General features: G+C 70.9%; 26 protein-coding genes. 21 read left to right on the plus strand and 5 right to left on the minus strand.

Going from position 1 to position 21,624, the window contains the following annotated elements; translation table 11 throughout:
- Positions 1-24: 24 nt before the first annotated feature.
- Positions 25-732, minus strand: coding sequence for a winged helix-turn-helix transcriptional regulator (locus OHB01_RS15185; protein ID WP_030510419.1), 708 nt, complete (start codon positions 730-732; stop codon positions 25-27).
- A 247-nt stretch (positions 733-979) separates the two neighbouring features.
- Here OHB01_RS15185 and OHB01_RS15190 point away from each other — a divergent pair, with 247 nt between their 5' ends.
- The 11 genes from OHB01_RS15190 (at position 980) to OHB01_RS15240 (ending at position 8,058) form a co-directional block, all read left to right on the plus strand.
- Complete coding sequence (locus OHB01_RS15190; RefSeq protein ID WP_142651512.1) at positions 980-1,228, plus strand: MoaD/ThiS family protein; 249 nt, start codon at positions 980-982, stop codon at positions 1,226-1,228.
- Between the two features lie 205 nt (positions 1,229-1,433).
- A complete protein-coding gene (locus OHB01_RS15195; RefSeq protein WP_142651511.1) occupies positions 1,434-2,114 on the plus strand; it encodes a DUF2993 domain-containing protein in 681 nt (226 codons plus the stop codon).
- A gap of 61 nt (positions 2,115-2,175) precedes the next feature.
- Complete coding sequence (locus tag OHB01_RS15200) at positions 2,176-2,688, plus strand: sigma-70 family RNA polymerase sigma factor (RefSeq protein WP_244313069.1); 513 nt, start codon at positions 2,176-2,178, stop codon at positions 2,686-2,688.
- A complete protein-coding gene (locus tag OHB01_RS15205) occupies positions 2,685-3,713 on the plus strand; it encodes a zf-HC2 domain-containing protein (RefSeq protein ID WP_328855548.1) in 1,029 nt (342 codons plus the stop codon). The genes OHB01_RS15200 and OHB01_RS15205 overlap by 4 nt, the downstream gene beginning before the upstream one ends.
- A 138-nt stretch (positions 3,714-3,851) precedes the next feature.
- Positions 3,852-4,217 carry a TlpA family protein disulfide reductase gene (locus OHB01_RS15210; RefSeq protein WP_240972086.1) on the plus strand — a complete coding sequence of 122 codons (366 nt, stop codon included), beginning with the start codon at positions 3,852-3,854 and terminating at the stop codon, positions 4,215-4,217.
- Positions 4,218-4,390: 173 nt separating this feature from the next.
- Positions 4,391-4,801: a DUF4395 domain-containing protein gene (locus tag OHB01_RS15215; protein WP_142651508.1), complete on the plus strand. Its 411-nt coding sequence runs from the start codon at positions 4,391-4,393 to the stop codon at positions 4,799-4,801.
- Complete coding sequence (locus tag OHB01_RS15220) at positions 4,798-5,637, plus strand: sulfurtransferase (protein ID WP_142651507.1); 840 nt, start codon at positions 4,798-4,800, stop codon at positions 5,635-5,637. The genes OHB01_RS15215 and OHB01_RS15220 overlap by 4 nt, the downstream gene beginning before the upstream one ends.
- A complete protein-coding gene (locus OHB01_RS15225; protein WP_142651506.1) occupies positions 5,637-5,939 on the plus strand; it encodes a DUF1416 domain-containing protein in 303 nt (100 codons plus the stop codon). Before OHB01_RS15220 ends, OHB01_RS15225 begins: the two co-directional genes overlap by 1 nt.
- A gap of 114 nt (positions 5,940-6,053) precedes the next feature.
- Complete coding sequence (locus OHB01_RS15230; RefSeq protein ID WP_142651505.1) at positions 6,054-6,281, plus strand: AbrB/MazE/SpoVT family DNA-binding domain-containing protein; 228 nt, start codon at positions 6,054-6,056, stop codon at positions 6,279-6,281.
- Positions 6,271-6,705: a type II toxin-antitoxin system VapC family toxin gene (locus OHB01_RS15235; RefSeq protein ID WP_142651504.1), complete on the plus strand. Its 435-nt coding sequence runs from the start codon at positions 6,271-6,273 to the stop codon at positions 6,703-6,705. Before OHB01_RS15230 ends, OHB01_RS15235 begins: the two co-directional genes overlap by 11 nt.
- A gap of 30 nt (positions 6,706-6,735) precedes the next feature.
- Entirely contained in the window at positions 6,736-8,058 is a 1,323-nt protein-coding gene (locus OHB01_RS15240; RefSeq protein ID WP_328708397.1) for a hypothetical protein, read from the plus strand.
- Here the strand turns inward: OHB01_RS15240 and OHB01_RS15245 are convergent.
- Genes OHB01_RS15245 through OHB01_RS15255 form a run of 3 tightly spaced genes read right to left on the minus strand, consistent with a single transcriptional unit; the run spans position 8,012 to position 10,328 of the window.
- Entirely contained in the window at positions 8,012-8,995 is a 984-nt protein-coding gene (locus tag OHB01_RS15245) for a hypothetical protein (RefSeq protein WP_328855549.1), read from the minus strand. The genes OHB01_RS15240 and OHB01_RS15245 overlap by 47 nt on opposite strands.
- Positions 8,992-9,669 (minus strand): DUF4352 domain-containing protein, encoded by a 678-nt coding sequence (locus tag OHB01_RS15250; RefSeq protein ID WP_328855550.1) that lies wholly within the window; start codon positions 9,667-9,669, stop codon positions 8,992-8,994. Before OHB01_RS15250 ends, OHB01_RS15245 begins: the two co-directional genes overlap by 4 nt.
- Positions 9,669-10,328, minus strand: coding sequence for a hypothetical protein (locus OHB01_RS15255; protein ID WP_142651500.1), 660 nt, complete (start codon positions 10,326-10,328; stop codon positions 9,669-9,671). Before OHB01_RS15255 ends, OHB01_RS15250 begins: the two co-directional genes overlap by 1 nt.
- Before the next feature lie 145 nt (positions 10,329-10,473).
- Between OHB01_RS15255 and OHB01_RS15260 the strand changes: the two genes are divergently transcribed.
- The 5 genes from OHB01_RS15260 to OHB01_RS15280 all read left to right on the plus strand — a co-directional run bounded on the left by OHB01_RS15260 (position 10,474) and on the right by OHB01_RS15280 (position 18,164).
- The gene (locus OHB01_RS15260) at positions 10,474-12,396 is read left to right on the plus strand and encodes a hypothetical protein (protein WP_142651499.1); all 1,923 of its coding nucleotides are present in this window, start codon (positions 10,474-10,476) and stop codon (positions 12,394-12,396) included.
- 15 nt (positions 12,397-12,411) lie between these two features.
- The gene (locus tag OHB01_RS15265; protein ID WP_328855551.1) at positions 12,412-12,543 is read left to right on the plus strand and encodes a hypothetical protein; all 132 of its coding nucleotides are present in this window, start codon (positions 12,412-12,414) and stop codon (positions 12,541-12,543) included.
- Between the two features lie 246 nt (positions 12,544-12,789).
- On the plus strand, positions 12,790-15,879 hold the full coding sequence (locus tag OHB01_RS15270) for an ATP-binding protein (RefSeq protein ID WP_328855552.1): 3,090 nt from the start codon (positions 12,790-12,792) through the stop codon (positions 15,877-15,879).
- A gap of 313 nt (positions 15,880-16,192) precedes the next feature.
- Complete coding sequence (locus tag OHB01_RS15275) at positions 16,193-17,467, plus strand: MurT ligase domain-containing protein (protein ID WP_142651497.1); 1,275 nt, start codon at positions 16,193-16,195, stop codon at positions 17,465-17,467.
- Entirely contained in the window at positions 17,457-18,164 is a 708-nt protein-coding gene (locus tag OHB01_RS15280) for a type 1 glutamine amidotransferase (RefSeq protein WP_142651496.1), read from the plus strand. The genes OHB01_RS15275 and OHB01_RS15280 overlap by 11 nt, the downstream gene beginning before the upstream one ends.
- 36 nt (positions 18,165-18,200) lie before the next feature.
- Here OHB01_RS15280 and OHB01_RS15285 read toward each other — a convergent pair whose 3' ends face one another.
- A complete protein-coding gene (locus OHB01_RS15285) occupies positions 18,201-18,563 on the minus strand; it encodes a DsrE family protein (protein ID WP_142651495.1) in 363 nt (120 codons plus the stop codon).
- Positions 18,564-18,683: 120 nt separating this feature from the next.
- Between OHB01_RS15285 and OHB01_RS15290 the strand changes: the two genes are divergently transcribed.
- The 5 genes from OHB01_RS15290 (at position 18,684) to OHB01_RS15310 (ending at position 21,623) form a co-directional block, all read left to right on the plus strand.
- Positions 18,684-19,178 (plus strand): FABP family protein, encoded by a 495-nt coding sequence (locus OHB01_RS15290; protein WP_142651494.1) that lies wholly within the window; start codon positions 18,684-18,686, stop codon positions 19,176-19,178.
- Positions 19,179-19,527: 349 nt separating this feature from the next.
- Positions 19,528-19,941: a Fur family transcriptional regulator gene (locus OHB01_RS15295; protein WP_142624056.1), complete on the plus strand. Its 414-nt coding sequence runs from the start codon at positions 19,528-19,530 to the stop codon at positions 19,939-19,941.
- Between the two features lie 82 nt (positions 19,942-20,023).
- On the plus strand, positions 20,024-20,860 hold the full coding sequence (locus OHB01_RS15300) for an STAS domain-containing protein (RefSeq protein ID WP_328855553.1): 837 nt from the start codon (positions 20,024-20,026) through the stop codon (positions 20,858-20,860).
- Positions 20,860-21,225 carry an STAS domain-containing protein gene (locus OHB01_RS15305; RefSeq protein ID WP_328855554.1) on the plus strand — a complete coding sequence of 122 codons (366 nt, stop codon included), beginning with the start codon at positions 20,860-20,862 and terminating at the stop codon, positions 21,223-21,225. Before OHB01_RS15300 ends, OHB01_RS15305 begins: the two co-directional genes overlap by 1 nt.
- Positions 21,222-21,623 carry an anti-sigma regulatory factor gene (locus OHB01_RS15310; protein ID WP_328855555.1) on the plus strand — a complete coding sequence of 134 codons (402 nt, stop codon included), beginning with the start codon at positions 21,222-21,224 and terminating at the stop codon, positions 21,621-21,623. The genes OHB01_RS15305 and OHB01_RS15310 overlap by 4 nt, the downstream gene beginning before the upstream one ends.
- The last annotated feature ends 1 nt before the right edge of the window (position 21,624 follow it).

Here is a 21,624-nt window from a genome sequence, read left to right on the forward strand (position 1 = left end):
GTCCCCCTGGAGGGGGGCGGGCCGTCAGCGTCTGGCGGGTTCGGCCTCGTTCTGCTCGCCGCGGTCGGGGACGAAGCGGTAACCGACGTTGCGTACGGTTCCGATGAGCGCCTCATACTCGGCGCCCAGCTTGGCCCGCAGGCGCCGTACGTGCACGTCCACGGTGCGGGTGCCGCCGAAGTAGTCGTAGCCCCAGACCTCCTGCAGCAGCTGGGCGCGGGTGAAGACCCGGCCCGGGTGCTGCGCGAGGTATTTCAGCAGCTCGAACTCCTTGAAGGTGAGGTCCAGCGCGCGCCCGCGCAGCCGGGCCGTGTAGGTCGCCTCGTCGATCGACAGGTCGCCGCTGCGGATCTCGTCGGGGACCTCGTCGGCGGCGGCCAGCGACAGCCGCCCGACCGCCATCCGCAGCCGGGCCTCGACCTCCGCCGGACCCGCGGTGTCGAGGATCACGTCGTCCGCGCCCCACTCCGCCGTCATCGCCGCGAGGCCGCCCTCGGTCACGATCACCATCAGCGGACAGGTGACACCGGTCGTGCGCATCAGCCGACACAGGCTCTTGGCCTGCACGAGCTCACGGCGCGCGTCCACCAGGATGGCGTCCGCCGGGGGAGTGTCGATCAGCGCGGAGGCCTCGGCGGGCGCGACCCGCACCGAGTGCAGCAGCAGTCCGAGTGCCGGGAGCACCTCCGCCGACGGCTCCAGAGCGTTGGTCAGCAGGAGCAGATTGCTCACATGAGCCTCCTCGCACCATGTCGGCTCGGCGCCGTTTGCAGCACTGAAAACCGCGACAGCCGTTCAAACACGTAAGGACCCGGGGGCCACATCGCCCGAGTCCAATAATTCGTAGGGTAGCCCACACGAAGTTTGCGTCCAATGTGCGTCACCCGTGTGAACAACACGTCACGTGGTTTACCGCCGTAACGTGACGGTGACGGAGAGCTTCCGCGGGGTGACGTGAGAGTGAGGGGAACGGTACGCCATGGCCAGGGGAACCATCCGCTACTGGGCGGCGGCGAAGGAGGCCGCCGGCGTGCCGGAGGAGCCGTTCGACGCCGAGACGCTGGGAGATCTGCTCGCGGTGATCTCGCGCAACCCGGCGATCGAGCGCGTGTTGCGCCGGTGCTCCTTCCTCGTCGACGGCGCCCCGGCCGGCACGCGCGATCCGGCGACGATCGACCTCCCCGACGGCGCCGTGGTCGAAGTTTTACCCCCCTTCGCCGGGGGATGAGCGACCTTACGTGCCTCTCCCGTCGATCTTTGCCCCTCGCGTCGCCCAGAGCGGCACCTCGCCGCGTTGTCGTCGTCGCCCGTAGCCTCCGGCTACGAGCTCCTCCTCCGCCTTGCGATGCACCACTCTGGACACCGCTCGTTTCGGGCAAATCTTGCCGGTCAAGGCACTACCCTGATCGCAAAGGCGCCTTCGGAGGGGTCGGATGCGCAAGTTGGTCGTCGCCGTGGCCCTGCTGGCCATCGCGCTCGTCGTGCTCGACCGGGTCGCCGTGATCGGGGTGCAGCGCGAGATCGCCCGCCAGATCGAGGCCAAGTATGACCTCGAGGAGACCCCTTCGGTGCAGGTCAAGGGATTGCCGTTCCTCACCCAGGCCATCTCGGGGCGATACGAGGAGATCAGCATCGGCATCGGGAAGGTGGAGCGGGAGGGCGTGGAACTCGAACGAATCGACGCCACCGTCTACGGCGTCACCGCCCCGCTCTCCGACCTGATCCAGAACGCCGCGACCACGGAGATCAAGGCCGACCGCGTGACGGGCACCGTGGTCATCTCCCGGCAGACCCTGTCGGCCCGCGCGCCGCGCGGCATCAAGGTCGAGGGCACCGGCGACGACAAGATCCGCGTCTCGGGCAACGTGCCCGTGCTCGGAAACCAGGTGCCGGTCACCGCCGACATGAAGATCCAGGTGGTCAAGGGCGGGATACGGCTCACGCCCGCGAGCGTGAAGATCGCCGGAGGCATCCCCGTGCCTAACCCCGAGCGGTTCATCTCGTTCACGGTGCCGGTGAAGGACCTGCCGCTCAACCTCAGGATCACCCGCGTGAAGTCGACGAGCGAAGGGCTCGCGGTCCAGGGCACCGCGTCCGATGTCCCCCTTCGATGAGCCCCCGCGTGACGATGGTCACACCGCCGAACCGTCGCGGTCCGGCGTACGTGATGAGGGTGTGAGTCCAGCCGGAACAGCCGACGAGGAGCTCATACGCGCACTTTGGGAGGATCACGGAGGGCCGCTGTACGGCTACGTGCTGCGGCTGACCGGTGATCCGGGCAGGGCGGAGGACGTGGTGCAGGAGACGCTGCTTCGGGCCTGGCGGCATCCCTCCGGGCTCCAGGGACGTCCCGTTCGCGCGTGGCTGTTCACCGTCGCCCGCAACCTCGTCGTCGATCAGCACCGGGCCCGCAAGTCCAGGCCGCAGGAGACGGGGGACGAGGCGCTCGCCGTGCTGCCCGCCGACGACGAGCTGGAACGGGCCGTCGAGTCGTGGGGGATCGCGGAGGCGCTGGCCTCGCTCAGGGCGGAGCACCGCGAGGTGCTCCTGGAGACGTACTACCGGGGGAGATCGGTGAAGGAGGCGTCGGAGATCCTCGGCATCCCGCCGGGAACGGTGAAGTCGCGGACCTACTACGCCCTCCGGGCGCTGAAGCTCGCCCTGGAGGAACGGGGGCTGGCGCCATGACCTGCGAGGAGGTGCGGATCTCGCTCGGCTCGTACGTGCTGGGGGCGCTCGACGACGCAGAGACCGCCGAGGTCGAGGCCCACCTGGACACGTGCGCGGCCTGCCGGGCGGAGCTGTCCGAGCTGTCCGGGCTGCCGCCGCTGCTGGCCCGCGTGTCGGCCGAGGACATCGAGCGCGCCGCCGCGCCGCCGCGTGCCGTGCTCGACGGCGTCTTCGCGGGTGCGACGACGAGCGCGCCCCAAGCCGCGCAGCCCGTGCCCGAAGCCGTGTCCTTGGCGCTGGACGCGGTGGACGCGGTGGACGCCCCGCCCGCGCGTCGCGTGCGCCGATCCCGGGTGCTGCTGGCGCTCGCCGCGTCCGTCGTCGTCGCGGCCGCGGGTGGTACGGCGTGGGTGTCGGCGACGCTGCGGGGGACGGAGACGACGACGGCGGCGGGGTCGGCCGCGGCGGCCCCCGCCCAGGCGGACCAGGCAGGTCAGGGAGAGATGGCCCAGGACCAGTCGGCCCAGGACCAGTCGGCGAAGGATCAGAGGGCACAGGATCAGCGGGTGCAGGCCGACAGGTCGGCGGAGGCGCTCGTGGAGCCCTTCGCCGCCAAGGAGCCCCCGACGCCCATGCACTCGGCCGCGTCGTCGTCCGTGCCCTCGGCCGAGTCCTCCGCCGGGGGGGTGGCGCGAAAGGTCCAGCCGCCGCCCGCCGAGACGCCCGTGGCCGCGTCGCCCGTGCCGTCCGAGGTGCGCGGGAGCAGCGGCGACGTACGGATCGTCGTACGGCTCGTGCCGCACGACGGCGGCACGCAGGTCGTCGCCAGGGTCGCCGGCGTCCCGGCGGGCACGGTCTGCACGTTGCGCGCGGTGTCCAAGGACGGCGAGGTATCGACCCTCGGCAGCTGGACCGTGGGCAGGGGCGAGCTCCGCGGCCAGAACATGGTCCTCGAAGGCTCGACCGCGCTGCGCCCCGGCCAGATCGACCGGATCGAGCTCACCGACTCGGCCGGCCGCGTCCTGGTGACCGTCAGTCTGTGACCCTGCCGTTATCCGGCGCGGGAATCGGCCGCACCGGGCGTACGGTTGCAGACGGTGATGGCAGGAATCGCGACCCTCGCGGCCACGCTCGTGCTGGGCGTGGTCGTCGGGCTGCTCCTGAGACGGCGCGACGGAAGGATGCGGGTCGTGGGACACGCCGCGGTGACGAGTGCAGATCTCGGTGCCGACCTCGGCGAGCGCGCCACGCTCGTGCAGTTCTCGACCGCGTTCTGCCAGCCCTGCCGCGCGACCCGCCGCGTGCTGGACGAGGTGGCCGGCATGGTCCCCGGCGTCCGGCACGTGGAGATCGACGCGGAGTCGCGCCTCGATCTGGTGAGGCGCTTCGACGTGCTGCGCACCCCGACCGTGCTCGTCCTCGACGGGGCGGGCAACGTGGTGAAGAGGGCGTCCGGCCAGCCGCGGAAGGCCGACGTCATCGCCGTGCTCGGGGCGGCCGTGGACGGCGCGTCTCACGGGCCGTCTCAGCCATCGGACAAGGTGTGACAGATGCCGAGACGGAAGGTACTGTCGTGGTCATGACTCCCACGACAGAGCTGCTCACGAAGCGGCGCGCGGTGGACTTCTGCCGCGTGGCGACATCGCTCTGTCGCATGGCCTGAGGGTGATTCCTGCGGCTTCGTGCCGCGTTCCAAGAATCCTTCAGGAGCATCCCCACGATGCAGATCGACCCTCGTGGCCCGCGTTTCGGCGCGGCCGTGACCAGTGTGGTCCTCGCGGTCGTACTGGTCACTCAGAATCCCTGGCTGCTCGCCGCGCAGGCGATCGTCTTCGCGCTCGGCGCCGCTGACGCGTCGCCGTACGGGCTGGTCTTCCGCCGGTTCGTACGGCCGAGGTTGAGGCCGCCGGCCGAGATGGAGGACGCGGCGCCACCGCGGTTCGCGCAGGCCGTCGGGCTGGGGTTCGCGGTCGTGGGACTGATCGGATTCGCGGCGGGGATCACCGCCCTGGCCTTGGGTGCGACAGCAGCGGCACTGCTGGCCGCCTTCCTCAACGCAGCGTTCGGCTTCTGCCTGGGCTGCGAAATGTACCTGCTCATTCGCCGTCTACAACCTGGGAGAATCCAATGAGCCGCTCCGCCGTTCTGGTGGACGCCGACTGGGTCGAGGCCAACCTCGACACGCCGGGTGTCGTGCTCGTCGAGGTCGACGAAGACACCAGCGCCTACGACAAGGGTCACATCCGCGGTGCCGTGAAGATCGACTGGCGGGCCGACCTGCAGGACCCGGTCCGCCGCGACTTCGTCGACAAGGCCGGTTTCGAGGCGCTGCTGTCGTCGCGCGGCATCGCCAACGACGACACCGTGATCCTCTACGGCGGCAACAACAACTGGTTCGCCGCCTACGCCTACTGGTACTTCAAGGTCTACGGCCACGAGAACGTCAAGCTGCTCGACGGCGGGCGCAAGAAGTGGGAGCTGGAGTCCCGCGAGCTGGTGACGGACGTCGTCGAGCGCCCGGCCACGCAGTACGTCGCCAAGGAGCCCAACAACGACATCCGCGCCTTCCGCGACGACGTCGTGGCGGCGATCGGCAAGCAGAACCTGGTCGACGTCCGCTCGCCCGACGAGTTCACCGGCAAGCTGCTCGCCCCGGCCCACCTGCCGCAGGAGCAGGCGCAGCGCGGCGGCCACGTGCCCACCGCCCGCAACATCCCGTGGTCGAAGGCGGCCAACGACGACGGCACCTTCCGCTCCGACGACGAACTCCGCGAGCTCTACTCCGGCGCCGGCGTGGACCTCTCCAAGGACACCATCGCCTACTGCCGCATCGGCGAGCGCTCCGCGCACACCTGGTTCGTGCTGCACGAGCTGCTCGACCAGCCCAACGTCAAGAACTACGACGGTTCGTGGACCGAGTACGGCTCGCTCGTGGGCGTGCCGATCGAGCTAGGGGAGGCCCGCTGATGACCACCATCCAGGGTTGCGCTGCTCCTGAGCAGACCGTCGCGCTGCCGGCCGGCATCGACCTGTCCAACCAGGCCGTGATCCAGGGCGTCGTCTCCGGCGCCGGCACGGCGTACGCCCGCCTGCTGGACCACAGCGGCGAGTTCACCGGCGAGGTCGTCGTCTCCGACGAGGGCATCTTCCGCTTCTTCGCCGCGCCCGGCCAGTGGACCGTCCGCATCATCGCCGGCGGTGGCGTCACCAAGGACGTCCCCGTCGAGGCCAAGCTCGGCGAGGTCGCCCAGCTCTCGGTCACCGTCTGATCCACCGCTTCACCAGAAGGCCGGTGCGTTCCCACGAACGCACCGGCCTTCTGCGTTTTCCTGCCGGCGACTAGTATTACGTGCTACGTGTAATACGTGATGGGGACGAGCGCGATGCGACTGAACAGCAAGGGACAGGTGACCATTCCCGCCGAGATCCGGGAGAAGTACGGCCTGCACCCCGGCGACGAGGTCGACGTGATCGAAGTGGGGAACACCCTGCAGATCGTGCGCCGGGAGAGCAGCAGCACGCGGGGCAGCCGGGCCGCGCAGCGACTTCGGGGCAGTGCGACGACGTCCATGACCACGGACGAGATCATGGGGCTGCTGCGTGACGAGTAGCCCCCTGCGCGTCGTCCGCGAGCAGGTCACCCTCGTGGATTCCTGCGTCCTGCTCGACGTCGCCACCGATGACCCCAAGTGGGGGGCCTGGTCTGCCGATGCCCTGGCCCGGACGCTGGACGAGGGACGTCTGGTTCTCAATCCGGTCGTCTACTCCGAGGTGTCGGTCGGCTTCTCGAGCATCGAGCGCCTTGACGAGGCGTTGCCGCCCGAGGACTACGAGCGTGAGGACGTGCCCTTCGAGGCGGCCTTCCTCGCGGGCAAGGCGTTTCTCGCCTATCGCAGACGCGGGGGCGAGAAGAGGTCGCCGCTGCCCGACTTCTTCATCGGCGCGCACGCCGCGGTGCGGAAATACCGGCTACTCACCCGTGACACCACCCGATATCGGACCTACTTCCCCACAGTCGAGCTCATCGCTCCGTAGGGGGGACCGAGAGCCGATAGCATGCGGCAGGTGTCCGGAACGTCCGCACTTGCCGCCCCTCGCCAGGATGCCGCGCCGCGCCGGGCCTCCTGGACGATTTCGCCGTACGCGTTGCCGCTGAACGCCCTGCGGATCCTCGCCAGATGCGCCCTGCCGCTGATCCTCTGGTTCTCGGCCGGACGGCTGGTGCGGTGGGCGCTGCTCCTGCTGGCCGCCACCATCTCGCACGGCTCGTGGTATCAGGCCCGGCTGGTCCTGACGATGTTCCTGTTCACGCTCGTCGTGATGACGTCGCTCGCCACGACCGTCGGCATGCTGTACGTCGTCCGCGAGGCGCTGATGGAGACCCAGGCCCGGCGCGCGGGTGGCGAGGCCAAGGAGAGCCTGCTCAACGCGCTGAACCGGACCGCGCTCGTCTTCGCCGGCATCTACACGACCTGGGGGTTCGTCGCCGACGACGCCCGGGAGTTCGCCGACATCGACATGATGCGGCAGCCGGACCGCTACGTGCTCGACGCGGGAAGCGGCAACGACAGCGGGGTGGCGGCCGGGCTGCTCAACCTCGATCCGAAGGTCTCCCTGGCGACGATGATCGTCGCGTACGTGGTCAAGTGGTACTTCGGCCGTCGCCACGAGGCGGGGGAGGGCCGTTTCTCCGGCATCCTCGCCACGTTCGGGGAGCTCGCGTTCGCGTTCTACGGGCTCAACGCGATCGCCGCCGCCGTCGGGGCGCGCTCCGACTGGATCGGTCAGCGGTCCGCCGTCGCCGCCTGGCACGACTTCGCGGCCAACGCCGAGGAGAGCGTCCCGGGATGGAAGCCGGCCGCGGAGTGGCTGGGCGGCGTGTGGCCGCACGTCGTCGACGCCCTCGCCATCCCGCTCACATGGCTGACGATCGGCATCCTGGTCTACGGCGCGTACGCGGAGGACACCCGCACCACGATCAGGGGGACGCGCCTGGAGCAGGCGGCGGTCCACCTGGAGCGCACCCACAACTGGACGCGTCTCGCCCTCGCGAAGCTGAGCGCCGGCTGGACCGCGCGATGGATCCCGCTGCTCAACTCACTGCGCCTGACGGTGAGCGGGGGCGCCCCGCTGTTCGGGCTGTTCGCCCTCTGCTACGTCGGCCTGGACATCGGCGGCGACTATCTCCTCAGGGCCGGCCGCTATCTCACCGCAAGCGAGCAGCCGTACCTGTGGTTCGCGACCGGTGAGCCGGTCGTCTACGTCGTGGACCTGATCGTGACCCTGACGACGATGTGCCTGATCGCCGCCACGTTCGACCTCGCCGCGACCCGCCGCAGGCTCATCGCCGGAACCGGAGAACGTGATCGTCCCGCTCCGTCGAGCTGAAGGCGGCCTTCACGAAGTCTTCGGCGGACTGATCGGGCACGTCGCGGTAACTGCTCGGCCGTAGGACGACCTCGACCTCGTCGGCCACGGGCGGCGGCACCACGCCCATCATCTCCAGCCGATAGGGCGTGCCGATCTTGTTGTCCTTGACGTCGGGCGGCGTCTCGTCGTTCACCTTCTCCACCTGCCACGTGCGCCCGGCCCGGTCGGTGAACTTGACCTCCGCCGGTGCTCCGTGGCGAATGGCGCCCTCGGCGTCGAGCGCGGTCCTGGTGATCAGGATCTTCAGCCACTGGCGATCGGACCGCTCCGGCTTGCCGGTGGGATCCTTGATCTTCTCCACGGTGGCCCGCCATGACACGTGCTGCCAGACTCCCGCCTGGCCGGGCTGCACGGTTTGGACGATGTCGGCGGGCCGGCCGTACCTGTACGCCTGGTAGCCGAACACCGTGGGGGCGCCGACGGCGAGCACGACGGACAGCACGGTTCCCCCCACGAGCAGGCTCGTACGCCGCTTGGGCGCGGCCGGCTCCTCCGGGGAAACCTCCACGGGCACTGCCGCGGGCGCTGCCGCGGGCGGCACCCTGGGCGGCATCCTGGGCGGCATCCTGGGCGGCTCCGCGGGAGGCTCAGCGGACGACGGAGCGGGCGCGAGCGCCCCGGGCGGCGGCTGCCGGTTCGTCCGCAGCGCGGGGAAGGGCTGGGTGGACCTGTCCTCCCCCTCGGGCTCCTCGGGTTCAAGGGGCGGCCACACCCGCAGGTCGGTCGGCGGCTTCAGTGTGCCGGGGATGGGTATGGAGGGCGGCGCCGTCGGTACGGGCGGGGGAAGTGCCCCGCTGTAGGTGATGTCGGAGGGCTGCTCGGCCGGGGGCGCGAACCAGTCGCGGGCGTCGGGGCCGTTCCTCGGCGGGGTTCCGTCCATGGGCGTCTTGGTCATCGGCTCGCGCTCACGAGAGAGTGGTAGTCCTCCGCCTGTGAGATCAGCCGGCCGGCGGCGGCACCGGACAGCCCCAGGTCGATCTGCGCCTCGGGCGCGTAGTTGTCTCGCACCAGCGGGCTGACCGGAGGGATGAAGACGAGGTGCGCGCCCAGCACCGCGTCTTCGGGCACCTCGAAGACGAGCAGCCCGCTCGACCAGAACCCGGGCTGGATGTACTTGTTGAACAGCGTCAGGGAGTCGCTGACCTTGTCCGTCGGGTCATAGCGCCGGCCGTCCGCGGTCAGGAGGACCGGGGGGCTGAGCCTGCTCAGCTTGAAGGGCTCGCGCGCGCTCGTCGCCGAGACGTCGACCAGCAGGAACAGGTTGCTCGTGGCCACCTTGGACACCTTGTTGGAGTAGTCCGTGGTGTCCACGGCGTGAGCGGCCGTGACCGACAGGGCCTTGACGGTGAAGCGCTTGGTCTCCACCGTCTCGCCGATCCGGCCCTTGTAGGTCAGATAGGAGGTGCGCTGCTCGAAGGACACCGAGAAGTTCTGCTGTGCGTAGACCGCCGCCGCCGCGAGCACGATTCCCGCCACTCCGGCGGCGATCCGCCGCCCCACACCGCGCCGTGGCGGCTTCTTCCGCGCCGCGCGCCGTGCCGTGCGGCTCTCCACCTGGGTGATCGTCATCAGGTGCTCTCCTTCCGCACGGGAAGGGTGATCCGCGCGGCGACGTCGGGCTCGAAGTCGCCTTCGCCGTCTTCGTTCTCGCCGACGAGGAACCAGTAATGGGTCTGGTCGCGCATGCCGACCGTTTCGTACGCGAACGAGCCCACGTCGAGGCTGATCTCCGAGGGTGCGATCGCGGTGGGCTCGAGTTCGTACTTCACCACGACCGTGGTGGTGATCCCGGGTTGCAGCTGGTGGCTCTCGACGCCGAGACTGAGCACGGCGACGTCGGGGCCGTACTTGGTCTTGATCTCCGGGCGGGTCCGCAGCAGGGAGCTGGCGAAGGTCGTGCTCTGATGGAAGCCCTTGCCGGGCTCGGGCATGACGCCGACCGAGGCGGTCTCCGTGCCCATGTTGGTGACCTTGAGGACGAGCTCCAGATAGCGCCTCTCGGTGTCGAAGTCGCCCTTTTCGGTGGTGTCGATCGCCTTGATGAACTGGGTGTGGAACTGCCCCTGGTCGATCACGTCCCCGGGCGAGACCGTGGGCGGCGGCTTCTCCGGGGCCTCCTCGAAACCGCCGAGTGCGGCGGTGACGCCGATGCCCACCACGGCCAGCGCGGTGGCGACCGGGACGAGGACCGGGCGTCGTCGGCGGGCGCCATTGGGGGATGACGTCATGGCAAGCGATCGTAGTACGACCACAGTTGCCCCATTGGTCGCATTGGTGCGGTCCCTCGCGCGGAAATACGTCCGAATGGCGAGAAGCGCGCCCTGACAGGGCTTCCAGCTCCTACGCTGAGACCGAGGCGGACATGGAGGGCCCGTGGGCGACCCGCACCCCGAGCATGCCCAGTTGCAGGCGGACCGGATCTACCTGGGCTGGCAGTACGCACTGCTGTACCCGGATCCCGGACCGCCGCCGAAGCGACCGGCGAGGGAGGACGTCACCGAGCCTCCGGTGGACACCGAGTGGGTCCACCGGGAGCGGCTGCAGAAGGATCTGCTCAACCGCCCGGTCAAGATCTTCCGTACGTTCATGGCCGTCGTGGCCGCCGGGATCCTGGTCCTCGGCGTGACCGGCCTGCTCACCTGGTCGTTCGTGCTGCTCGGCCTGGTCGCCGCCGGAGGCGTGGCCGCCATCTGCACCTACGCCATCCGGCAGGGCGACCGTACGGTCAACGAGCGGCTCGACGAGCGCCGGCGCAAGGCGCTGCGCGAGCAGGAACGCCGCCAGCGCGAGATCGTCATGGCCCAGGAGGAGCACGCCGCGAAATACCGCGACTGGGCCGAGAAGAAGAACCGCTTCGATCGGCAGATCACCTGGTATGCCGTGGCGGTGCCCGACGACATCGACCGGGTCGACGTGGCCGGGGGCACGCTGACCGGCTGGTCGGCGCTGGTCACGTTGATCGGCGCGACCCGGCTCTACAGCGGCGGCCACCTGACCGTGCTCGACCTGTCGGAGGGCGCGATCGCCAAGGACCTGATCGAGCTGGCGCGCAGGGGCGGGGACGACCCGCTCGTCTGGGTCCTCCCGGTGGACCTGCCCCGGCTCGACCTGGGCGCGACGCTCAAGCCCGAGGCGTTCGCCGACGTGCTCGCCCACGTGGTGAGCGTCAGCGAGGAGACCAGCAGGGACATCGGCTTCGACAACGCGATCCTGGAGCGCGTGCTGGAGGTCCTGGGCGAGAACGCGACGATCAGCCAGGTCACCGCCGCCCTGCGGGCGCTGGCCCAGGTGGGCGACCCGCGAGACGACATGAAGGACGGCCTGCTCACGGCGTCGCAGCTCGAACGCATCGGCACGCTGTTCGGCCGGGGCGTGGCCGACCGGGTGGTCATCGAGCGGGCCTGGGCGCTGGAGTCACAGCTGCGCAAGCTGGAGACGCTGGGCTCCCAGGCCGTACGGCTGCCGCCCGCGCGGCTGCGGGTCGTCAGCATGGACCGGCAGGCGGGGGTCTTCGGCAACCGGGTGCTCGGGACCTACGTCGCGACCGCGCTCACGCACATCCTGCGGCAGTCGCCGGCCAGCGAGCGGCCCTGGTATCACACGATCATCGTGGCGGGCGCGGACAAGCTGCGCGGCGACGTGCTCGACCGGCTCATGGACGCCTGCGAGACCTCGCGCACCGGGCTCGTGCTCACCTACCGCAGCCTCACCCCGACCGTGCGGGAACGGCTCGGCCGGGGACACGCGGCGGTCGCGTTCATGCGCCTGGGCAACGCCGAGGACGCCCGGGTGGCCAGCGAGCACGTCGGCACCGAGCACCGCCTGGAGCTCGCCCAGCTCACCGAGACGTTCAGCACGGCGGTGAACGGCCCGAGCGGCTACTACACCTCCACCGTCGGCGAGAGCCGTACGGAGGGGGAGGAGAAGGGCGAGGGCGACCTGCGCGAGGACATCACCGAGTCGACCGAGTGGGGGCGGCGCGCGCCCACGGTGGCCGACGGGGTCCTCCAGCGGTCGCGGGAGTTCCTGGTCGAGCCGCACCAGCTCCAGCAGCTCCCGACGACCTCCGTGATCGTCACCTATTCGACGGCGGAGGGACGCCAGGTGCGCCTCGCGGACGCGAACCCGGCGATACTCACCTTCCCCAAGACGACGCTGGGCGAGTTCGAGGAGATCCGGCGGGCCGCCCTCGCGCCCCCGGAGCCCGAGCCGGAGCCGGAGGAGCCCGTGCTGCCCGACGTTCCCCCGAACCTGGGCCCCCCGCCGCCTCGCCTCGACTGGCGCAAGCGGTCATGAGGGGGCCCGCGTCAGATGTCCGTGCCGCCCGTGCCGCCCGTGCCGCCCGTGCCGCCCGTGCTGCCCGTGCTGCCCGACGTTCCCCCGCTGCGCTTCCCCACGGTCGGGCCCCCGCCGCCCCGGCTCGACTGGCGCAAGCGGTCATGAGGGGGCCCGCGTCAGATGTCCGTGCCGCCCGTGCTGCCCGTGCTGCCCGACGTTCCCCCGCTGCGCTTCCCCACGGTCGGGCCCCCGCCGCCTCGCCTCGACTGGCGCAAGCGGTCATGACCGCCTCCGAAACGTCGTACGCGCCCATGACACCGTCCGCTCTCGGTAAGGGCATCGTCAACAGGGGTGTGCGGCCGTGATCGTTCGAGGAGTCTCTCCCCTGTTCGTCGTCACCTGAGGGGTCTGATGCAGCCGTTTCCCCTGAGCGGGCCGTGGTACCGGATTCAGGCGATCACCGCCCCATCGCGTAGTTCGTCCGCGGAGTGGGACTTCGTCACGGTGCTCCCCGCGGTCCTGTCCGCCGCGCAGCGCAACCGGCCGTTCGTCATCGGCTGGCTGTCGCGGGGTTCGGGTGCGCCGCTGGAGCTCATCACCAACGCGGGACCGCTCACACCGCCCAAGCCGCCCAAGCGCGCGGCGACCACGCCGGAGCCGCCGGTCACCGGCCCGCAGCCGCTGCTGTTCCCCGGCGGCGCGCGCGGCGTGGAGATCGGCGACGAGTGGCTGGCCGACCTTGCCGACCTCGTCTGGACGCCGTGCCCCGGCCGGCAGGCCCCGCCGCTGTACGGCAGGCGCGAGCCGGAGCCCGACGAGACCAAGCGGCCCACGCTGTTCGAGTCGACGCTGGTCACGCTCATGTCCCGGCCGTTCGCGTGGGTGGTGGTCGCCGAGCCGACCGACCTGCTCGACGCCGAGGTGGCCCACCTGCGCACCCAGCTCAACGTGCTGCGCCAGTATGGCGACGCCTCGGAGCGGTCGCGGTTCGACGCCGAGCGGGCCGAGCGCAGGATGCAGGAGCTCGACGCCTTCCGCGAGGCCGGGCTGTGGAACGTCAGGGTGCTGGCCGGCGCGGCCGGCCCCGACGAGCTGCGCCAGATCGCGCCGGTGCTGGTCGGCTCGGTGGAGATGAGCCATCACCCCTATCGGCTGCGCAGCGCGATGTCGCTGCCCGCCCTGTCGGGCGACGGCGCCTGCGAGTCCGTGTACGGCTTCGGCGAGGCGCTGGCCGTCAACCTCCAGGACTCGGCCGACGGCGCGGCGGCGCCGTTCGCGGCGACGGCCGGGGCACTCGCCGCGCTCGCCGGGCTGCCGCGCCGCGAGGTGCCGGGGGTACGGGTGCTCGACGCGGGCTTCTTCGACGTGACGAGCGAGGCCGAGATCGAGGGGCCGGCGGAGACCGTCGATCTCGGCGCGATCGTCGACGGGCAGGACCGTGCGGTCGGGACGTTCCGGGTGCCGCTGGCCACGCTGAACCGCCACGCCTTCGTCACCGGCGCCACCGGCTCGGGCAAGTCGCAGACCGTACGCCACCTGCTGGAGCAGCTCACGAAGGCGGGCATCCCGTGGCTGGCGATCGAGCCGGCCAAGTCGGAGTACGCCGCGATGGCCGGCCGGGTGGAGCACCTGGCGCCGCTGACCGTCATCAACCCCTCGGCGCCCGACAACGTGCCGATCAGCGTCAACCCGCTCGCGCCCGAGCCCGGCTATCCCGTGCAGGCCCACATCGACATGGTCAGGGCGCTGTTCATGGCGGCGTTCGACGCCGAGGAGCCGTTCCCGCAGATCATGTCGCTGGCGCTGCAGCGCGTCTACGAGGCCAACGGCTGGGACGTGGTCACCGGCGGCGGCATCCCGGGGGCCGCCGTGCAGCCGGCCGTGCCCACCCTGGAGCAGCTCCAGCAGCAGGCGCTGGAGGTCATCCAGGAGATCGGCTACGGCAACGAGGTCCAGGCCGACGTCGAGGGCTTCATCAGTCTGCGCCTGCGCAGCCTGCGCGTCGGCAGCGCGGGCCGATTCTTCGAGGGAGGCCACCCGGCCGACATCGGCGGCCTGCTCCAGCGCAACGTCGTGCTCGCCATCGAGGACGTGGCCAACGACGAGGACAAGGCGTTCCTCATGGGCACGCTGATCATCCGCATCGTGGAGCACCTGCGCATGCGCGCCCGCTCCGAACCGCGGGGCGAGGACGGCGCGGGCGGCCTGCGGCACGTCATCGTCATCGAGGAGGCCCACCGGCTGCTGCGCGACCGGGGCTCCCAGCGGGCCTCCACCCACGCCGTCGAGCTGCTGGCCGGGATGCTCGCCGAGATCAGGGCGTACGGCGAGGGCATCATCGTGGCCGAGCAGATCCCCACCAAGCTCGTCTCCGACGTGGTGAAGAACACCGCGCTCAAGGTCGTGCACCGGCTTCCGGCCGAGGACGACCGCGCGCTCGTCGGGGCGGCGATGAACCTGAGCGAGGACCAGTCGCGTCAGGTGGTGTCGCTCCAGCCGGGCTTCGCCGCGGTGTTCGCCGACGGCATGGACCGCCCGTTGCGCGTCCAGGTGCCGCTGGGCGAGGACCGCGAACGCGAGACGCTCGGCCCGGTGCCGCCCATCTGCGGGCGCCGTTCGGCCGCCTGCGGGCGCGAGTGCCGTACGGGGAAGGCGTGCACGCTGGTCGAGCTGCGCGAGGCCGACCTGCTCGCGGTGGCCCCGGAGTGGGCGTGGCTGCGGATCTGGACCGACACGGTCGTGCTGGCGTTCGTGACGAACCGGTCGCTGCCGGGCGTGCCGCGCGTGCTCGCCGACATCTGGGCGGAGCTGCCGGCCAAGCGGCGCGAGTGCCTGCTGGCCACGCTGGTCGAGCGGTCGGTCGCGCGCCGCGCCTGGTCGCTGCGCACGTGGTTCGACCCCGCGCTGCTCACCGAGAAGGCCGCCGAGGTCGCCGCCGGGCTGCTGGCGGCGGGCCAGGCGGACGGCGGGGAGAGCGAGCCGCCGATGCGGGCGGGCGAGCGGCCGGGCGCGGCCTGGGTGATTCCCCAGGTCCGCTGGCTGCACGAGGTGGACCGGCTGTTCCCGTTCGGGCATCCGGCGCCCAACCTGCGCAGCCCGGCCCCGGCGATGGAGTATCCGCTGTTCGGCACCGACCCCGCCGGCCGGCCGTACCCGCACCAGGGGGTCAACGGCGCCGAGCCGGCCGAGGGCGGGGTCGCCGTCGGCGTGCGCACCGAGCTGCTCGGCCACCGCGCCAAGGCGCTGCGCCACCACCCGCTGTCGATGGAGGTCGACCGCAACCGGGCCCTGGCCTGGCGGGTCATCCTGGGCGACGACGAGCACGAGGGCATCCAGCGCGACGTGACGACGGTCGCCATCGGGGTGGAGCCGCGCGAACGGGTCAAATACGTGGCCCAGACGATGAGCGCGGGCTGGCTGGAGACCGTGCTGTCCTGGCCGCGCCGGTTCGTCCTGCCGTTCGACGGCGACACCCCCGCGGAGCTGTCCTTCGGATCGTGATCCCCCAGCCCCGTAAGGAGTCCCGAGAGCCCATGCCCTCACCTCGCCTGCGGCGACTCGCGTCCCCGCTCACCTGGCACTGGGAGAACCAGCTCCGGCCACGCATGTCCGGCCTCACCGACGCCGAGTGATCTTGCATGTGAACCGGGAGATCATCCACCACGGGGCCGAGATCGCGCTGCTCCGCGACCTCCTATCGGGCCACGCGGCCGGGTGACCGCGGGACGCCGTAGAGCGGCGCAGGCGTCGGGCGGGCGGCGTGCGGGCGGCGTGCGGGCGTCGGGCAGGCGCCGGGCGCGGTTAGGATCTCGGCATGAGTCAGCTTCCGTTGCGGGCGCAGCTCGCCAGCGCCCTGGGCCGCACGGCCGCGACGCTGTCCAGGGCCACCGGGCGTGGCGACGGCTCGGTGATCGGCGGCAGGGTCGGCCTCATGCTGGAGCCCGACCTGCTGCGCAAGCTCGCGGCCGACCGCAAGCTCGTCCTGGTCAGCGCCACGAACGGCAAGACCACGACGACGCGTCTGATCACCTCGGCGCTGCAGGAGCTCGGCGACGTCGCGACCAACGCCTTCGGCGCCAACATGCCCGCCGGCCACGTGTCGGCGCTCGCCTCCAACAAGGACGCGCCGTACGGCGTGCTGGAGGTCGACGAGAAATACCTCCCCGAGGTCCTCGACACGACCCACGCCGGCATCGTCTGCCTCATGAACCTGAGCCGCGACCAGATGGACCGGGCGGCCGAGATCTGGCTGCTGGCCCAGAAGTGGCGCCGCGCCCTCGCCGGCAGGCCCGTGCACGTGATCGCCAACTGCGACGACCCGCTGGTCACCTGGAGCGCGTCCACCGCCGCCCGGGTCACCTGGGTGTCGGCGGGGCAGCGCTGGCGTGAGGACTCGTGGTGCTGCCCCGAGTGTGGCGGCCCGCTCGACCGCTCCGGCTTCGGTAACGGCGGCCAGGGCCTCACCGCGGCGCAGATGGCCGAGACCAACTGGGCGTGCCGTGAGTGCGCCTTCCGCCGGCCCGAGCCGAGCTGGGTGCTCGACGGGGAGTACGTGACCGATCCCCGGGGCCAGCACTGGCGCCTGGACCTCCAGCTTCCCGGCCAGGCCAACCGGGCGAACGCCGCCGTGGCGCTGGCGGTCGCCGAGACCCTCGGCCTCGACCCCGCCCGGGCGCTGCCCCGGCTGCGTACGGTCACCTCCGTCGCCGGGCGCTACACGACCGTGGAGCGGGACGGCCGGTCGCTGCGGCTGCTGCTGGCGAAGAACCCGGCCGGGTGGCTGGAGGCGTTCGACGTCGCCGACCCGGCGCTGCCGATCATCCTGTCGGTCAACGCGCAGGGGCCCGACGGCCGCGACACCTCCTGGCTGTGGGACGTCGACTACCGCATCCTGCGGGGCAGGCCCGTCCTCGTCACCGGCGAGCGCCGCCGCGACCTCGCGCTGCGGCTTGCCGTGGCCGAGGTCCCGTTCCAGCTCTGCGACTCGTTCGAGCAGGCGGTGGGCCTCCTCGCGCCCGGCAAGATCGACGTGATCGCCAACTACACCGCGTTCCAGCAGATCCGAGCGGAGTTCGGCCGTGCAGTCTGAATTGTCCATCGTCTGGATCTATCCCGACCTTCTCAGCACGTACGGGGACCAGGGCAACGTCCTGGTGCTGGAGCAGCGGGCCAGGGCCCGTGGCATCCGGACCAGGACCATCCACGTGCGGTCGTCCGACCCCGTGCCGCAGCAGGGCGACGTCTACCTGATCGGCGGCGGCGAGGACCGGCCGCAGATCCTCGGGGCCGAGCGGCTGCGCCGTGACGGCGGCCTGCACGCCGCGATCCAGCGCGGCGCCGCCCTGCTGGCGGTCTGCGCCGGTTACCAGATCATGGGCACGGTGTTCGGCGGCGAGGAAGGGCAGCCGGTGCCCGGCATCGGCCTGCTGGACATCAGCTCGGGGCGGGGCGAGCGGCGCTCCGTCGGCGAGCTGGCCGCCGAGGTGGACCCCGCGCTGGGGCTGCCCACGCTGACGGGCTTCGAGAACCACATGGGCGTGACCAGGCTCGGCCCCGGCGTGCGCCCGCTGTCGCGCACCATCGTCGGCACCGGCAACGGGGACGGCACCGAGGGCTGCTACGCGGGCCGCATCATCGGCACCTACCTGCACGGGCCGGCGCTCGCCCGCAACCCCGCGCTTGCCGACCTGCTGCTGAGCTGGGTGGCCGGGCCGCTGCCGCCGATCGACGACCGCTGGTATCAGGCGCTGCGCGACGAACGCCTGCGCGCGGTGCTGCCGAGCTGACCCGCCGGCGAACCACGGCTCGCCGGCAGAGCCAGGTCAGTAGACCAGCGCCTGCACGCCCTCGCCCAGGGCCTCCTCGACGAACGTGGAGGCCCCGGCGATGCGCACGCCGTCGATCACATCGTCAACGGTGATGCCCCTGCGGGCCGCGCACTGGGTGCACAGCGTGACCCTGCCCGCGGCGAGCACGGCGTCGAGCAGGTCCTCCAGCGGGGCGGCCTCGGCCAGGGTGAACTCCTTGGCCCGGCCCGGCAGCGCGAACCACGCGGATTCACCGGTCAGCCACAGCGAGACCGGGACACCGCTCGCCAGCGCGGCCGCCGCGATCGTGAACGCCTGGTTGCACCGCTCCGGGGCGTCCGCCCCCGCCGTCACCTTTATCACCAGTGATCTCGCCATGGTGTTGAGCCTAGTCCGCCGGGGGTGGGTGGTGTGTCGGCGCATGCCGTACAAGTTGGGCAATCGGCGCATGCCGCGCATGGTGCGAGGGGTTGCTCGCGCGCCTCTAAGCTCGTGTCTATGGACGTACATCCCGACCTCGAGCCGATCGCCTTCCTCCTGGGCCGCTGGGAGGGGGCCGGGGTGATCGGATATCCCACCATGGAGAGCGCCAACTTCGGCCAGGAGATCGTCTTCGGGCACACCGGGAAGCCGTTCCTGACCTACGAGAGCCGCACGTGGCTGCTCGACGCCGAGGGCGACAAGGTCCGGCCCCTGTCCACCGAGACGGGGTTCTGGCGGATCCAGCCCGAGCGCCAGATCGAGGTGTGCCTCGCGCACCCGACCGGCATCGTGGAGATCTACGTGGGAGAGGTCGTCTTCCACAAGATCGAGTTGCGTACGGACGTGGTCGCGCGGACCACGACGGCCAAGGAGTACAACGCGGGTCACCGGCTCTACGGCCTGGTCAACGGCAACCTCATGTACGCCTACGACATGGCGGCGATGGGGCACCCGCTGCAGTCGCACGCCTCGGCGGAGCTCAAGCGGGTCGGCGACTTCGAGTCCGAATAGCGAAAAAAAGAACCCCGGGCGCGCTCCGCCTCGTTTGAGGCGGGCCGGCTGGACCATGGCCGGGACGGTAGTCGTCCGCGGCCGCCGGCTGCCCGGGGTTCCGGTGTCTGTCGAGGATTCGCCAGGATGTCGTCCGACATCCAGACGGAAGGTCCAGATGGACGAGTCCTAGCGGACAGCCACCTCGCTAGCCCAAGAATGATCAACCATTGTTTGGACCACCTCCCTTCTGCGTGCCTTCACGCTATGCGATCGTCCCGCGGGCGGGCAAACAATTTATGCGGTGACGTTCCCGCCCCTCCGCCGCTGCCGAGAAGACGCCCCGCGGAGCACGACTTACACTCTGGGCATGGCCGAGACTTGGCACGAGGAGCTGCGGGCCCGCGGCTACCGGATCACCCCCCAACGCCAGCTCGTGCTGGAAGCGGTGACCGAGCTGGGACACGCCACACCCGAGGACATCTGCTGCCGGGTGCAGCAGACGGCCAGGGGCGTCAACATCTCGACCGTCTATCGGACCCTCGAACTCCTGGAGGAGCTCGGGCTGGTCACCCACACCCATCTCGGTCACGGTGCTCCCACCTATCACCTCGCCTCCGAGGCCGACCACGTCCACCTCGTCTGCCGGGGGTGCGGCGAGGTCACCGAGGTGGCCCCCGAGATGGTGGACGGCCTCGTCTCGGCCCTGGACAAGGAACTGGGCTTCGCGACCGACGTCCGCCATCTGACGGTTTTCGGGTATTGCAGCAAATGTCGCCTATGAGTATCCTGGTCCGTTTTGGGGGCTATGCTCGGGTGCCGGTAGCGTGACGAGTGGCGCATACGCCGATCGTCAGGAGATGAGGGTGACCGTTCCCGCGGAGGCCGCCAGGCGGCGCATAGTCGAACTTTTTCTGTCCAACGAGGAGCCGTTGCTCCGGCGATGGACCCAATTGTCCGGAGCGTCTCCCGATGACCTCCGTGACCTCTACCAGGCGTTGCGCACCGCTCTGAGCAGCGACGCCGGGGACTTCGCCGACGTACGCGGGCTGCTCGCCGAGCTCTCCCGCGCCCGCGTCCGGCAGGGGCACACGCCCGCCGACACGGCGCGGCTCGTCTTCTCGCTCAAGGAGGCGTTGTACGAGGCGGCCGAGGCCGACGGCGGCCCGGAGGCGCTGCGCGGGTTCGTGTGGTTCTCCCGGCTCGTCGACGACCTGGGCCTGTTCACCTTCGAGACCTACACCGAGGCCCGGGAGAGGATCATCTTCGACCAGGCCGAGCAGCTGCTCGAACTCTCGACGCCCGTGGTCAAGCTGTGGGAGGGCATCGTCGCCGTGCCGCTCGTCGGCACGCTCGACTCGGCCCGCACCCAGGTCGTCATGGAGAAGCTGCTCCAGACCCTGGTCGACACCGGCTCGGAGCACGCGGTCATCGACATCACCGGCGTGCCCGCCGTCGACACGCAGGTCGCCCAGCACCTGCTCAAGACCGTCGTCGCCGCCCGCCTGATGGGCGCGGAGTGCGTGATCTCCGGCATCCGCCCGCAGATCGCGCACACGATCGTCACGCTGGGCATCGAGTTCGGCGACATCGTCACCAAGGCCTCGCTGGCCGACGCGCTGTCGTACGCGCTGAAGCGGAGCGGCGTGGAGATCACGGGCGCGGCGAAGACGCGGGTCGCGGTCAGGGCGGAGCGCGCCTGATGGAACGTGTGCCGATTCTCAAGCTCGGCGACATCCTGATCGTCTCGATCCAGATCGACCTCGACGACCAGAGCGTGCTGGCCCTGCAGGAGGACCTGGCGGACAGGGTGGTCTCCACGGGTGCGCGCGGGGTCATCATCGACATCACGGCCGTCGAGATCGTCGACTCGTTCATCGGCCGCATGTTCTCCACGATCGCCGCGATCACCCGCATGCTCGACGCGGAGACCGTCGTGGTCGGCATGCGTCCCGCGGTGGCGATCACACTGGTCGAGCTGGGACTGTCGCTCGGTGGCGTGCGCACGGCGCTCAACCTGGAGAAGGGCGTCGCGATGCTGGAACACGTCAGGGACGGCGCGGGGTGAGCGCGACCCGGGAGCTGCCCATCGCCACCAACGGCGACGTCGTCGTCGTGCGCCAGCAGACCAGGACCCTCGCGGCGGAGATCGGGCTCTCCCTGGTCGACCAGACGAAGATCGTGACCGCCGCCAGCGAACTGGCCAGGAACGCCCTGGTGCACGCCGGCGGAGGCCGGGTGCTGATCGAGGTGCTTGAGGGCGGGCGGCGGCCGGGCCTGCGGCTCGTCTTCACCGACGAGGGGCCGGGCATCCCGGACATCGACCAGGCCCTGACCGAGGGCTGGAGCACCGCCGGAGGGCTGGGACTCGGGCTGAGCGGCTCGCGGCGGCTGGTGGACGAGTTCGACCTCGTCTCCGCGCCCGGCGAGGGCACCCGGGTCACGGTCACCAAGTGGGGCCGGTGAC

The sequence above is a fragment of the Microbispora hainanensis genome, assembly GCF_036186745.1.
Lineage (GTDB): Bacteria > Actinomycetota > Actinomycetes > Streptosporangiales > Streptosporangiaceae > Microbispora.

What these genes read in the sequence shown, in the direction of transcription:
- OHB01_RS15250 (WP_328855550.1), bottom strand. Translation starts at nt 9,669, where the DNA reads ATGACGATCACCCAGGTGGAGAGCCGCACGGCACGGCGCGCGGCGCGG.
- OHB01_RS15205 (WP_328855548.1), top strand. Translation starts at nt 2,685, where the DNA reads ATGACCTGCGAGGAGGTGCGGATCTCGCTCGGCTCGTACGTGCTGGGG.
- OHB01_RS15225 (WP_142651506.1), top strand. Translation starts at nt 5,637, where the DNA reads ATGACCACCATCCAGGGTTGCGCTGCTCCTGAGCAGACCGTCGCGCTG.
- OHB01_RS15305 (WP_328855554.1), top strand. Translation starts at nt 20,860, where the DNA reads ATGGAACGTGTGCCGATTCTCAAGCTCGGCGACATCCTGATCGTCTCG.
- OHB01_RS15220 (WP_142651507.1), top strand. Translation starts at nt 4,798, where the DNA reads ATGAGCCGCTCCGCCGTTCTGGTGGACGCCGACTGGGTCGAGGCCAAC.
- OHB01_RS15265 (WP_328855551.1), top strand. Translation starts at nt 12,412, where the DNA reads ATGTCCGTGCCGCCCGTGCCGCCCGTGCCGCCCGTGCCGCCCGTGCTG.
- OHB01_RS15245 (WP_328855549.1), bottom strand. Translation starts at nt 8,995, where the DNA reads ATGACCAAGACGCCCATGGACGGAACCCCGCCGAGGAACGGCCCCGAC.
- OHB01_RS15295 (WP_142624056.1), top strand. Translation starts at nt 19,528, where the DNA reads ATGGCCGAGACTTGGCACGAGGAGCTGCGGGCCCGCGGCTACCGGATC.
- OHB01_RS15195 (WP_142651511.1), top strand. Translation starts at nt 1,434, where the DNA reads ATGCGCAAGTTGGTCGTCGCCGTGGCCCTGCTGGCCATCGCGCTCGTC.
- OHB01_RS15215 (WP_142651508.1), top strand. Translation starts at nt 4,391, where the DNA reads ATGCAGATCGACCCTCGTGGCCCGCGTTTCGGCGCGGCCGTGACCAGT.
- OHB01_RS15190 (WP_142651512.1), top strand. Translation starts at nt 980, where the DNA reads ATGGCCAGGGGAACCATCCGCTACTGGGCGGCGGCGAAGGAGGCCGCC.
- OHB01_RS15270 (WP_328855552.1), top strand. Translation starts at nt 12,790, where the DNA reads ATGCAGCCGTTTCCCCTGAGCGGGCCGTGGTACCGGATTCAGGCGATC.
- OHB01_RS15275 (WP_142651497.1), top strand. Translation starts at nt 16,193, where the DNA reads ATGAGTCAGCTTCCGTTGCGGGCGCAGCTCGCCAGCGCCCTGGGCCGC.
- OHB01_RS15210 (WP_240972086.1), top strand. Translation starts at nt 3,852, where the DNA reads ATGCGGGTCGTGGGACACGCCGCGGTGACGAGTGCAGATCTCGGTGCC.
- OHB01_RS15255 (WP_142651500.1), bottom strand. Translation starts at nt 10,328, where the DNA reads ATGACGTCATCCCCCAATGGCGCCCGCCGACGACGCCCGGTCCTCGTC.
- OHB01_RS15285 (WP_142651495.1), bottom strand. Translation starts at nt 18,563, where the DNA reads ATGGCGAGATCACTGGTGATAAAGGTGACGGCGGGGGCGGACGCCCCG.
- OHB01_RS15230 (WP_142651505.1), top strand. Translation starts at nt 6,054, where the DNA reads ATGCGACTGAACAGCAAGGGACAGGTGACCATTCCCGCCGAGATCCGG.
- OHB01_RS15290 (WP_142651494.1), top strand. Translation starts at nt 18,684, where the DNA reads ATGGACGTACATCCCGACCTCGAGCCGATCGCCTTCCTCCTGGGCCGC.